The 12,536-nt window shown below is 69.1% G+C and carries 7 protein-coding genes; 5 read left to right on the forward strand and 2 right to left on the reverse strand.

From position 1 onward, the window contains the following. Positions 1 to 241 precede the first annotated feature (241 nt). Entirely contained in the window at positions 242 to 1,144 is a 903-nt protein-coding gene (locus tag ACFFQA_RS16840) for a P-loop nucleotide/nucleoside kinase family protein (RefSeq protein WP_377852904.1), read from the reverse strand. Positions 1,145 to 1,773: 629 nt separating this feature from the next. Here ACFFQA_RS16840 and ACFFQA_RS16845 point away from each other — a divergent pair. Further along, positions 1,774 to 4,026 carry an arylsulfatase gene (locus ACFFQA_RS16845; protein ID WP_377852905.1) on the forward strand — a complete coding sequence of 751 codons (2,253 nt, stop codon included), beginning with the start codon at positions 1,774 to 1,776 and terminating at the stop codon, positions 4,024 to 4,026. A gap of 8 nt (positions 4,027 to 4,034) precedes the next feature. On the opposite strand, the gene ACFFQA_RS16850 is transcribed toward ACFFQA_RS16845, so the two are convergent. Then, a complete protein-coding gene (locus ACFFQA_RS16850; RefSeq protein WP_377852906.1) occupies positions 4,035 to 5,261 on the reverse strand; it encodes a macrolide family glycosyltransferase in 1,227 nt (408 codons plus the stop codon). Positions 5,262 to 5,342: 81 nt separating this feature from the next. On the opposite strand from ACFFQA_RS16850, the gene ACFFQA_RS16855 reads away from it, so the two are divergent. The 4 genes from ACFFQA_RS16855 to ACFFQA_RS16870 all read left to right on the forward strand — a co-directional run bounded on the left by ACFFQA_RS16855 (position 5,343) and on the right by ACFFQA_RS16870 (position 12,028). Further along, positions 5,343 to 6,005, forward strand: a complete 663-nt coding sequence (locus ACFFQA_RS16855; protein ID WP_377852907.1) for a TetR family transcriptional regulator — start codon at positions 5,343 to 5,345, stop codon at positions 6,003 to 6,005. A gap of 253 nt (positions 6,006 to 6,258) precedes the next feature. Next, complete coding sequence (locus ACFFQA_RS16860; protein WP_377852908.1) at positions 6,259 to 6,834, forward strand: hypothetical protein; 576 nt, start codon at positions 6,259 to 6,261, stop codon at positions 6,832 to 6,834. 3 nt (positions 6,835 to 6,837) lie between these two features. After that, positions 6,838 to 10,071: a M48 family metalloprotease gene (locus ACFFQA_RS16865; protein WP_377852909.1), complete on the forward strand. Its 3,234-nt coding sequence runs from the start codon at positions 6,838 to 6,840 to the stop codon at positions 10,069 to 10,071. A gap of 682 nt (positions 10,072 to 10,753) precedes the next feature. Then, positions 10,754 to 12,028, forward strand: a complete 1,275-nt coding sequence (locus tag ACFFQA_RS16870) for an MFS transporter (protein WP_377852910.1) — start codon at positions 10,754 to 10,756, stop codon at positions 12,026 to 12,028. The last annotated feature ends 508 nt before the right edge of the window (positions 12,029 to 12,536 follow it).

Below are 12,536 nucleotides of genomic sequence, written 5' to 3' on the forward strand. Positions count from 1 at the left end.
TCACCACCCCCGGCGCCCTCACCCCCTGGCGCCCCCGCGCCCTCACCCCCCTGGCGCCCTCACCCGCCGCCCCTCATTTCGCGTTTTGTCACCTTGATGCGCGAAAGAGCGCTCCCAAATCGCATCTAGGTGACAAAACGTGAAAACCCCGACCACGCCAGCCAAGCCGCGCGCGCGTTCCCCCAGTACGAGCGCGGTTCTCGTCCGAGCAGGCCAGCAGCAGGCGCGTGTTCTGACGCCGTCAGGTGGTGATGTGCCGTAGTGCTGCGGCAAGGGCCGGCTCACGTGGTTGAGCGGTGTCCACGACCAGTGCCTCCCCGCGCCAGGAGGGGAACTCGGCCGATCTCCGCCGCACGTCGGACCAGTCGCCCGCGTCGTGCCAGCCGGGGATGCCGCGGCTGCGGCCTTCGAGCCTGGCCCGGTGGAGTTCCGGGTCGGAGCACTGGCACACGACCACCCGGAACTCCGCTCCGGCCCTGCGGGCCAGGCTGCGCCAGCGATCCCTGGTCGCGACCCGTTCGACGGGGTGATCGAGGATGACGGACTGCCCGGCGACGAGTTGCCGGAGGGCGAGCGTGGTCAGCATCTCCTCGGCGACATCCAGCGCCGCCTCGACATGGCGACCGCCGAACGGGGTCAGCGCGCCGAGCAGCCAGTCGGCGGCGAAGACCGGAATGCCCAGCTCGGCGCCCGCGGCGTCGGCCAGGGTGCTCTTACCGCTGCCGGGCAGTCCGGAGAACACGACCAGCCGAGCATCCGCAGCGACGGGAGGGAGGTCGTAGTCGGTGAAATCGGCTGGCAGCCTCGGTGTCAGATCGGTCGGCACCAGTCCGGTGACCCATGTGGTGGCAATGCGATGCGGCGGTGCGGGCTCCACGACACAGGTCACGACATCGACAGTGCCGTCGTGACGGCGGATCCGTGCGCGTGCGGTGGTCTCGTCGACATCGAGACCGACCACGACGACCGGCGCGTAGTGGCCCGCTCGACCGCGGGTAACCTCGACGTAGCGTTCGGGTGTGACAACGGTGAACGCGGCCGAGAGCACGTCGGACGCGTCAGCTCCCCAGCCGGGTTTCCCGTCCAGGCCGTCAAGAATCCATTCCAGCCGCGCTAGGGCAGGGCTGGCCGCGAAACGTTGCACTGGTCCCCCGGGCAAAGTGGCTGAGGCGAGCCAGCCAAGCCTAGCGAGCCTGCCCGGCGACAGATCCGACGTTCGCCCACGACTGAAAGCGACTGCCCTGGGCACGCCGCGCTGGGAGAAGCCAGACCGCCGCGCGAGTTGAGTGAGGCGCAGGGCGCGCCGCATGGCCGATGGTGCGGCCACGTTCACTCGCCGTTCGAGGCCACTGGGGTCGACGGATGTCATTGGGATTCACCGAGATCAGCCCAATGGGTTCAAAAAAGAACAGTGATGCCGCCGAAACTCCCTTGCGGTCGCATTGCCGCGCATCGCTGTCTCTCACCCATTTCCGGGGCAGCCGATTGGTCGCCAGCCATTCCGAGCAAGTCGCACAACGCCCGTACGGCGGTTGCCCGGCCGGATTGGACATTGAGACTGTCCAAGATCACGAATCTTACCGCGAGCACGATCCAGACCAACGGCGCGGTGCCGCACGACATCAGGCTTGCGAGGAATAGAGAGGCAGTGGAATGACCACAGTTCGGCACAACAGGGAGATCGACAGGACGTTACTGCCGATCCCGGAAGCGCCGTTCACCGGAGTGACCCGTCGCACCTTGGCGGGGTCGATACCGCAATGGCCCACGGAGGTGCGCCCTCCGGACGGCGCCCCCAACGTGCTGCTGATCCTCACCGACGACGGGGGGTTCGGGAACCCGGGCACCTTCGGCGGGCCGATCGACACGCCGAACCTGGCCAGGATGGCGGCGGGCGGCCTGCGCTACAACCGTTTCCACGTGACCGGTTTGTGCTCGCCGACGCGGGCGGCGATGCTGACAGGGCGCAACCACCACGCCGTCGGGTTCGGGTCGATCGTGGAGCGGCCCGGCGGCTGGCCCGGGTACTCGATGAGGCTTCCCCCTGAGGCGACCCCGGTCCCGCAGGTGCTGCGGATGAACGGCTACAGCACGGCGGCCATCGGCAAGTGGCACCTGACGCCGGACAACCACCAGGGGCCGGCAGGTCCGTTCACCCAGTGGCCCAACGCCTGCGGGTTCGACTACTTCTGGGGATTCCTGGGCGGCGACTCGGACCAGTACGACCCGGTGCTCGTGGAGAACAACACGGTCATCGGTGTGCCGCCGGGCGAGGACTACTACCTCCCGACCGCATCGGCTGACCGGGCGATCCAGTGGCTGCACGGGCTGCGTGGGCACTCCGCCGACAAACCGTTCTTCCTCTACTACCCCACCGGGTGCAGCCACGCACCGCATCAAGTTCCCGAGGAGTGGAGCGAGAAGTACCGAGGTCGTTTCGACGAGGGCTGGGACGTCTGTCGTCAGCGCACGTTCGCCCGGCAGAAGGAGCTCGGCGTCATCCCCCCGGACGCCCAACTGACCCCTCGTAGCCCCGAGCTCCCCGCGTGGGACTCCTTGCCGCCGGACCGTCAGCAGTTCTTCGCGCGGCAGATGGAGGTCTACGCCGGGTACAACGAGAGCAACGACCACGAGATCGGCAGGGTCCTGTCGGCCATCGAGGAGATGGGGGAGCTGGACAACACCGTTGTGATCTACATCTGGGGTGACAACGGCACCAGCTTGGAAGGCACGCCCACCGGGACGTTCAACGAGCTCGTCCCGCTGAACGGCATCACCCTGACCTACGAGGAGCAAGCCAAGCTCATCGAGTCCTACGGCGGTGTGGACGCTTGGGGTGGGCCGACGATGCGTCCGCACTACTCCGCCGCGTGGGCCTGGGCCGGCAACACACCTTTTCAGTGGGGCAAACAGATCGCCTCACACCTCGGAGGCACTCGCAACCCCATGGTCGTGCACTGGCCCGCCGGCATTCAGGAGCCCGGCGGTCTTCGGTCGCAGTTCACCCACTGCACCGACATCGGCCCGACCATTCTTGAGATCGCAGGAATCCCCCAGCCCCAGACCGTCAACGGCACCCCCCAGATGCCGGTGCACGGCACCAGCTTCGCCTACTCGCTCAACGAGCCGCAGGCGGCCGAACGGCACTCCCAGCAGTATTTCGAGATGTTCGGCAACCGGGCCATGTACAAGGACGGGTGGTGGGCGGCTGCCCGGCTCGACCGGGCCCCGTGGGACTTCACCCCCGCGACGTTGGCGAGGTTCGCACCGGACGTGTGGGATCCCGACTCCGACCGCTGGGAGCTGTACTACCTTCCCGATGACTTCAGCCAGGCGGACGACCTCGCCGCACGGTATCCCGACAAGCTCGCCGAGCTCCAGGACCTGTTCTGGGCCGAAGCCCGTGAGTACCAGGTGCTTCCGCTGCTCGGCAGCTTCTCGGTGTACTACGGCTTCCTTCCGCCGGCTCGCGCGCAGACCACCTTCACCTACTACGCGGACGTGCGGAACGTGCTTCCCGGGACGATGCCCCCTGTCCTCGGGCGCTCGTACACGATCAGCGCCGACGTGGAGGTTCCCGCCACCGGCGCGGCAGGTGTCATCGTCGCGGCCTTCGACTACCTCGGGGGCTTCGCGCTCTACGTCGAGGAGGGCATCCTCAAGCACACCTACAGCATGCTCGGGGTCACTACGTACACCCAGGTTTCCAGCACAACCTTGCCCGCTGGTCGTCTGAGCGTCGCCATGGAGTTCGTCGCCGACGCCGCGAAGCCCGGAACTGGCGGTACCGCGACGTTGCTGGTCGACGGGCGCGCCGTGGGCAGCGGGCGCATCGAGCACACCGTCCCGCAGCGGTTCTCCTTCAGCGGGGGGATGGACATCGGCAGGGACAACGGAGAACCCGTGTCCCGCAGCTACGCCGAGGACTCCCCCTTCCCGTTCACCGGAACCATCCACAAGGTCGTCTTCGACGTCCACCCCGACAACAGTGCGGAGAAGCGCCGGGCGCGTGCCGGGGGACTGTGAACGTCCGCTCAGCGGCTGTCGGCCAGGAGCTTCTGGATCACGTCGGCGGCCGCGGCGGCACCGCCGCCCTCGCCGAACCTGGCGGCCATCGCCTTGGCCGCCGTGCGCATCGTCGGGTCGGCCAGTGCGCGTTGGACAGCCGCTCGAAGCTCGGCGGGCGGCACGGGTCGGTCGGAGACGTTGTGCCGCAACACGATTCCGGCACCTCGGTCGGCGACGGCGCGACCGATGACCAGCTGCTCGACCTGCTGGGGGAGCACGACCAGCGGCACGCCGTTGGCCAGTCCTTCCAGTGCGCTGTTCATGCCCCCGTGGGTGACGAACAACGCCGCCCGCCGGAGCACGTCGAGCTGGGGTACGGAGGTCCGGGCCAGCGTGTTCGCCGGTGGTGGGCCGAGACGGGCGGGATCGGTGTGCGTGCCGACCGAGAGCAGGACGCGCGCGGGCAGCTCACCCAGCACCTCGAAGCAGGTGCGGAAGAAGGCTTCGCTGCCCGCGTGGAGGGTGCCCAGCGAGACCAGGACGAGAGGGTCCCTGCCATCGACGTGGGCGGCGAGCTCCGGGTCGAGACCGCCGCCGCGGACGGCCGGGTCGAACGTGGGGCCGACGAAGTGGCAGCTCCGGTCGATCCGCGCGTTGGCGGACTGGAGCTCGCGCGGCACCGGGAAGATCGTGACGTCGCCGCGCATCGGCAGAGTCGGCGCGGGCGGGTAGTACTGCTTGCCGAAGCGGCGCAGGAGTCGCCGCCTCGCCGCGATCACGCTGGGGACGTCGGGGAGCATCACCCGGAGGAAGTGGGCCCACTCCCGCGCGGTCAGCACCTTGATGTCCTTGGCGCCCAACATGACAGTGGTCATCAACGAGATCTTCGGCAGGCCCAGCATCGCCGCGGCCATGTAGCCCCAGATCGCGTTGGAGTCGAAGGCGATGGCGGCCGGCGGCTTGTCGCGCAGGTCGGCCAGCAGGAACGGCACCAGCGAATCGGTGGCCGCAAGGGCCCGGGTGACCACGGCCACCGAGCTGCCGCTCCGGGTGGCTTCGGCGATGTCCTCCGAGGAGAGCGTGCCCTCGGGATAGGCGCGGAACTCGGCGCCCGTGCGCTCCACCGTGTCCCGGAACTGCTCGGTGGCGTAGTAGGTGACCTGGATGTCCCGGCGCACGAGCTCGCCCACGACCGGCACGCTCGGGTTGATGTGACCGGAAGCGGGCATGCCCGCCACGACGATGCGACTCATCTGGCTCCCCTCCTCAAGCTCCTTACACTGACTATAAAGTTACACTCGCTGTAAATATAGTGGCACTGTAAGATCTGCCTCGTGACGGAGTCCCGGCGGGAGCGCAAGAAGCAGCAGACCAGGCGGTTGCTCACGGAGACGGCGATCAGGCTCTTCGCCGAGCAGGGCTACGAGCAGACGACCGTCGCGCAGATCGCCGAGGCCGCCGACGTGGCCACCAAGACGTTCTTCAACTACTTCCCCAGCAAGGAGGACGTGCTCTTCGCCGACAACGGGCCGAGCAGCGCGGTCCCGCTGGAGGTGATCGCCAGCCGCGGCCCCGGGGAGAGCGTCGCCGACCTGCTCCTGCGGGCCTACGAGGCGATGCGGGCGGACTACCTGTCCCTGGACACGGGGCTGCGTGATCCGGCGCTGATGAGGATCTACGCCCGGTTGCTCCTGTCGGTACCCGCGTTGCAGGCGCGAGCGCTGCACATGACCTTCAAGGTCCAGCGGGAGATGGCCGCGGCGCTGCTGAAGGTCTACCCGGACGAGCTCGACCCGGTCGGCGCCGCGGCGGTGGTCGGCGCGCTCGCCGGTGGCGCCCAGCAGGCGGCGTTGACGAGCATGGAACTGGGCGAGCCCGAAGAGCGGTTCTGGGCATCCGTGCGGCGCGGCGTGGAGATCGCGCTGCGAGGCCATCCGCAGACGCGCCAAACCCCTTCCGTGGCCACATCCGCAGCAGACGACCGGCACGGGAGGTAACACGTCGTCGCAGCGGTCCTGCTCGTGGCGGCGATCATGTTGCGCCCCAAGGAGATCACGCGCTCGCTGACCGGATCCTGGCCACGGCGTGCTGCCTCAGCGGTCAAGGTCGTCGCCACCGCCCCGCCCTTCGCGCTGGCTTCCACCTGCGGGCTTCAGCCGTTCGGACGTTGCCGGGGCGGATACCGGCGGTCACTGTGGATTTGTGGGGTGGTTCGGCTGTAGCGGAAGGTGACGAGCGCGGGGGGACACCATGAGCACTGGAGCACCATCACCCGAGGAGCAAACCGTCACGGCAGGCGCCACGAGGGTGCGCGACGTGGTCCGCGATGTGGTGGCCGAGGTGGCCGCCGAGGAACTGCCGATCGTGGATGGTCTTGCCGCGCTTGATGACGCCACGGTCGTGCGGCGGCTGAGTGGGCGGGGGCGGCGGCGTGAGCCGCTGGGCTTCGGCCTTGGCGAGTTCGTGGTGATGGTGACGCCGGTGGTGTGGCTGGTGGTCGACCACATGGCGAAGAAGCTCGCCGACTCCGCGGTGGACGGCGCGGCCAAGGGGATGAAGTCCTTGCTGCGCAAAGTGTTTCGCAAAGGTGCCACGTCCGTGGTCGTCACTCCGCTGACCGCTGAGCAGCTTGCCGAGGTGCGGCGGCGGGTGCTGGAGGTGGCCGCGCAGCGGGGTCTTCCGGAGGAGCGCGCCAACGCGGTCGCCGACGCGGTGGTGGCCAGGCTGGCACTGGACGCGCGGCGGAGGACCTCGAAGGGGAAGGACCTGGAGAGGCCAACCGATCCTGACGACCCTGCCGGTGGCGGTGTGGCGCCCCGGGAGTAGGGCGTGACGGCCATCGAGCTTGTCAGGCGGCGAGTCGACGAGCGGGTGTTGGGTGCGGGCACGACACAGCGGTTCGTGCTGCTGGTGGTGCTGCTGGTGCTGGCCAGCGGCTCGATGGCGCTGAGCGTCGCCTCCGGGCTGTCCGACTCCGATGGTGGTGGGTGGGGCTGCGCGCTGGCCGCCGGGTGGGACCTCAGCCACGGCGACGACCGGGCCACGATGATGGCCCGCCTGGCCCAGCCGCACGCCTACGAGACCTGCATCGCCCGTTTCGCGCCGCCACCACCGTGGTGGATACCGCTCGTCTGGCCGGTCCTCCTGACCGCCGCGGCCGGAGTGCTGTTCTTGTGCTTGTCAGCGTGGAAAACGCGGCGCGGCCGGGTCTTCCCGTTGGAGGTGGACAAGCACGACACCGAGCTGCGCGCTCTGCTGGAGGACGTGGTCGCGGCGGCCGGCCTGACCCGAGCGCCACGGTTCGTCGTGGACCCCGTTGCGGCTTCGACCTCAGCGGTGGTGTTCGGCAGCAACCGTCGGCCGACGGTGTGCCTGCACGGTGGTCTGCTCGCCAGCAGGCACGCCGATCCTGAGCGGTTCCGGGCGGTCTTGCTGCACGAGCTCGCCCACATCCGCAATGGCGACGTCACCATCACCTACGCCACCGTCGCGGTGTGGCGGGTGTTCCTCGCCATGGCGCTCCTGCCCTACCTGGCGACGAACATCTACTGGTTCGCCGCCGGGTTGCGGTCGCCGTGGTGGTCCGCCAGCTCGCCGAACCTGACACGCGGCCTCCTGGTCACGGCCGTCATGGTCGTGCTGGTCTACCTCGCGCGGTCGGATGTGTTGCGCAGCAGGGAGGTCTACGCCGATCTGGCCGCCGAGCGCTGGGGCGCGGACCCCCGTGGCTGGGCCGTCATGACAGCGCCCCCGGCTGCCGGCGCGGTGCGGCGTGCGCTGGACTCGTTCGTCGAGCTGTGGCGCACCCATCCGCGTTGGGATCTGCGCCGGGACGCCTTGAACGACCCCGTGGTGTTGTTCGAGGTGCGGGCGTTGCCGATGTTCCTGACCGGCACCGCCGCGGCATTGATCAACAACTCCGCGTGGCGGTACCTCAAGCAGTACGGCCTGACCGGGTGGTGGGTGGACCAGGCGACCGCGTTCATCGCGGCGGGGCTGGTCACCGGGGTGGTCGGGATCGCGCTGTGGCGGGCGGTGGCCCACGCGGTGCTCACCTCGCGCACCGTGCCGAACGGGGTGCGCGCGGGGCTGTGGCTGGGCTTCGGGATTGTCGTCGGCGAGCTGGTCACGGGCCAGCAGGTGATCGACGACTGGCTGCCGGGCCACTCCGAGTTCTTCGTGCTCGTCGTGCTCGCGGGCGCGGTGTTCACCTGGTGGGTGACGCAGTGCGCCCACCTGTGGATCACGACGTGGCAGGGGCGGACGATCCGCCCGGTGATGCTGCTGGGCCTGGCCGCCGCCTGCCTGGTGCCGGTGTCGTGGTTCGCGTGGTGGCTGGGCAGTGGCGCGCTGGTCGTGGTCGGGTGGCCGGACCTCGCCACGGGGATGCTCCAGATGATGCGGCGGGCGTTCCCCGGCCCGGCCGACCACTCGGCCATGCTGTCGGCCATCGCCGAGGCGATCCCGGTGGTGGCCAGTGTGACCAAGGTGCCCCTGGTTCTCGCCGGGGTCGCGGCCCTGTGGGTCGTGCCCTTGCTGGCCTGGACGATTCGGCCTGGCGGGGCGCTCCCCTGGGCGCGACGTGCCACCGCTGGCGTCGAGGAGGCACCCGGGCACGCGTTGCCGACGCTGTGGCGGGTGCTGCTGCCGGGCGTGCTGGGCGGCGTGTTGTGCTGGGTCGCCGTCGCGGGTGTGCAGGCGTACATGCACAGCTGGCAGCCAGACGGCCAGGGAGGCGGGGGTCTCTATTCGTTGGTCTACTGGGCGTGGGTGTTCGTGGCTGTCGTGGCCGCGCCCGCGGTGGCCGCCGTTGTCGCCAGCGTGCTGGCGAGCCACTACCGGCTGCTCGTCACGCTCATCGCAGCCGAGACCGCGGCGATGCTGGGTTTCGTCGGAACGTTCGTGCTCGCGTCCGTCGACGGATGTGTCCGGCCGTTGAACACGCTCCAGTCGTCCTGCGGCTGGCGGCCCGAGTTGGCACAGACGCTCTTCGAGGTCCTGCTGACCCCCGTCCTCGTGTTCACAGCGGTCTTCGCCGTCGTCGCCGCCGCGGTCGTGTCGGTGTTCCGGAAGGCACGGGCCCCGGTTCCCGCGCACCCGCCGAGCAGGAAGGCGGTGATCGCCCGCCGACTCTGCGTCGGGGTGTTGTGCGCTGCGGCGGTGGGCGTCGTCCCTCCGAACGCGTCGCAGGGGCTCTCATCCATGGGCCTGCAACAGGACGTACGACCTTCGGGTGTCGTTGACCCCACGTCGGTGTCCGTGCAGACGAGGCAACTCCAAGCCGCAGCGTGGAGACGGTTCGGTGGAGCGGACCTGCTCCGCCGGTTCAACCAGGACGGCGGCCGTCTCGTCGCACTCGTGAACCAGCCGACCAGCCCCGTCGACGAGGCGCGCGTCCGTCCCGTCTGCGTCGCTCTGAAGACGACGGCGCGGGAGGCCAACGACTACTTCCGCCTCCCCGCCCGCCAGGCCCAGCAACGCTGGCAAACGTTCGTCATGCAGGCACGGATGGTCGGCCAGAACTGCGAACAGGCACTGAGCCAGAGCAACGGAGACCTCTTCGGCGCGTCACTGCTGTGGCTAGAGGCTGCTTGGACAACGTCCAGATCCGTGGACGCCTGGCTCACCTCGGTGATGCGTGACAGCGGCCAGCTCGACACCCCCCCAGCCACCCAGCCCCGGCAGCTGTCGGCGGGGGCCTGGAAAGCCTTCGGCGGCGGAGAGCTGGTTCTCCGCTACCTCAACACTTCGAACAGCCTCATCACGTACGTGGAGCAGGCGCGCGGCAGGGTCGATGTGACCCGGCTCCGCCCCCTCTGCGACACCCTCGGCAAGACGGCTCAGGAGGCTGGCGACTACTTCCCCGTCCGCGACCCGGAAGCCCGGACACACTGGCAGACCTTCGTCGCCAAGGCCCAGAAGGCGGGCCAGGACTGCGATCGAGCCCTGACCGAGCTGGACAACCGCCTCTTCGGCACGTCGCTGAACGAGGTCGAGGAGGCGGCGACGGCCGCGCGAGCGGTCGAGTCGCGGATCGACGCCGCCGCACGCGCCGGTGGCTAGGCCCGGTCCTGCGTCGCCCCGATCCCCCGAACCGGCGCGCCGCCCCCTGCCCTGATGCACGCGTGGGCCAGCTGGCGTGGTCGAAGTTTTTCGCGTTTTGTCACCTTGATGCGATTTGGGAGCGCTCTTTCGCGCATCAAGGTGACAAAACGCGAAATGAGGAGCAGGGGGGGTGAGGGGGCCAGGGGGTGATGAGGGGCGCCAGGGGGTGATGAGGGGCGCCAGGGGGGTGAAGGGGTGACGACGGGGGCGCGAGCGGTCGAGTCGCGGATCGACGCCGCCGCACGCGCCGGTGGCTAGCGACCGCGTCCTCCCCCAGTCAGTGCGCACGCCGCGGCGTGGCGCGGCTTGGAGAGGCAGCGAACGCGGTCGGGCTGGCACCTTGGGGCCGTTCCGCCGTTCGGGGTATCTGGTAGCCGGTCTTCCTGATCGCGTGGGGCGGTCGTTGCATACTGTCCGGCGGCTCACAATTCCACCGTGCCTCGGACGGTGTGAGCAACCGCCGCGATCCGCGGCGGTCAACGACCCGAAAGCTGCGAACCAGCGATGAGCGCTGGCGGGGGACGCAGCGGTGTTCCCACTGCGACGGCATTCGGCCCATTGCGGCGTCGGTGCGCTGGGTTCGGGCCCTTTTCTCGGCTTTGGATCGTTCGGGAGAACGCGCGTCTGAAGGAGTTTTCTTGTGGCTGAGTTGACGCCCTTGAGAAGGAACAAGCAGTTCCAGCTGCTGTGGTTCGGCAGCGCCGTCTCGCAGCTGGGCACGGAGCTGACGAGACTCGCGATGCCGCTGCTGGTGCTGGCCCTGACCGGGTCCCCGGGGTGGGCGGGTGTGGTCGCCGGCGCGCGGACCGCCGCGTTCATCGTCACGCAGATGCCCGCCGGGATCTTGGTGGATCGGTGGGACCGCCGCCGCACACTGATCGCCAGCCAGGGCGCGCAGCTGGTCAACGCCGCGGTCCTGGCCCTGTTGATCGTCACCGACGGGGCGCGGATCTGGCACTTCGTGGTCCTCGGCGTCGTCGACGGGATCTGCACCGCCTTCAGCGGGCCCGCCAGGACGATCGCGATCCGCGGGGTCGTCCCCGCCGAACAGCTGCGCGGCGCCTACGCACAGGAGGAGGCGCGATCGCACGCGGCCAGGCTGCTCGGTCCGCCGCTCGGCGGCCTGCTCTACGGGATCGGCCGGGCGGTTCCGTTCGTGCTCGACGTGCTGACCTTCCTGGTCGCGTTCCTGTGCTCGGTGTTCGCCAAGGTGCCGAGGCGCCCGGCGACCACGAACAGCGCCGAGGAGGCGGCCCCGCGCAAGCGCACCATGCGCCGCGAAGCGGCCGAGGCCGCCGCCTGGCTGTGGCGCCAGCGGGGACTGCGCGGTGTCTGCGCCGCGGTGATGGCGATGAACCTGCTGGGCCCGGCGATCCTGATTCCGCTGATCGTGCTCGTCGGCCAGCGTGGTGGTGGCGCGCTCACCACCGGCATGGTGCTGGCGGGCATCGGGATCGGCGGCCTGGTCGGCGCGCTGCTGTCCGACCGCATCGGCGGGCTGCTTCCGGCGGGCATGCTGCTCATCTCGATCCTGGCGGCGTTCGGCGTCGCGGACCTCGTGATGGTCCTTCCACTGGGTTCGTGGTGGCCGATGGTCCCGTTGCTGATCACGGCCGTGTTCACCCCGACCCTCAACGTCCTGCTGAGCGTGGCTGTCTCACGGCTGGTGCCGCACGAGATGCTCGGGCGGCTCGACGCCATGCTCACCGTGGCGGTGATGGGGCTGTCGCCGTTGGCCCCGGTCCTCGGGGGCGCGCTCGCGGCGGGGTTGGGTGGCGCGGGCGCGATCGTCGTCCTCGGCGTCGGATTCCTGCTGGTCGCCGCCGCGGCCGCAACCAGCAGGGAGCTGCGCCACTTCACCGAAGAAGCCCCGGCCGAGGTCGCTGGCGACGCCGAACCGTCTAAAAAGGACTGACGTGGTGTCGGCAAATAACTACAACGATGCTGATGTGGTCGAGATGGCACAAACAACCGAGTCCATATAGGACACATTACCTGAAAGCGTTATGCGCCAGACTGTCTACCGTGACAGTGCCGTGACGCCCCATTGACGGATCGCGGCATATGCCCAGGAGCGCGCAGCGGTGACGCGGGTCCGAAATCGCGGCAAGTGACGCCTTGAACTGCGACTATTAGCAGTCAGGTGCGTGATTCGACAGAACCATCAGCTGATTCAAGATCTTCTCTTCCGGTCGTGTTCGCGGGTAGCCTCCACCATCGCCTGTTCCCCTCCCTGCTCCGACCGAGGACATGACAACTCCAGAAAAGCCTTATGACAGCCCTGTCTTCGTTGACGCCAGTGGTCGCCGTCGCCGCACGTTGCGCACCGTGGTCGGCTTGGGATCCGTGGGTGCTTTCGCCTATGTGGCGCTGCTGTGCGTTGCACTGAGCAACAACGCCCCGGGTCCGGCCATGCTGTTCCC

Origin of the sequence: Allokutzneria oryzae (assembly GCF_042429765.1) — a bacterium.
Classification (GTDB): domain Bacteria; phylum Actinomycetota; class Actinomycetes; order Mycobacteriales; family Pseudonocardiaceae; genus Allokutzneria; species Allokutzneria oryzae.

Bases quoted from the DNA above. Each gene is read 5' to 3' on its own strand.
- ACFFQA_RS16850 (WP_377852906.1), bottom strand. From the start codon at position 5,261: ATGAGTCGCATCGTCGTGGCGGGCATGCCCGCTTCCGGTCACATCAAC.
- ACFFQA_RS16860 (WP_377852908.1), top strand. From the start codon at position 6,259: ATGAGCACTGGAGCACCATCACCCGAGGAGCAAACCGTCACGGCAGGC.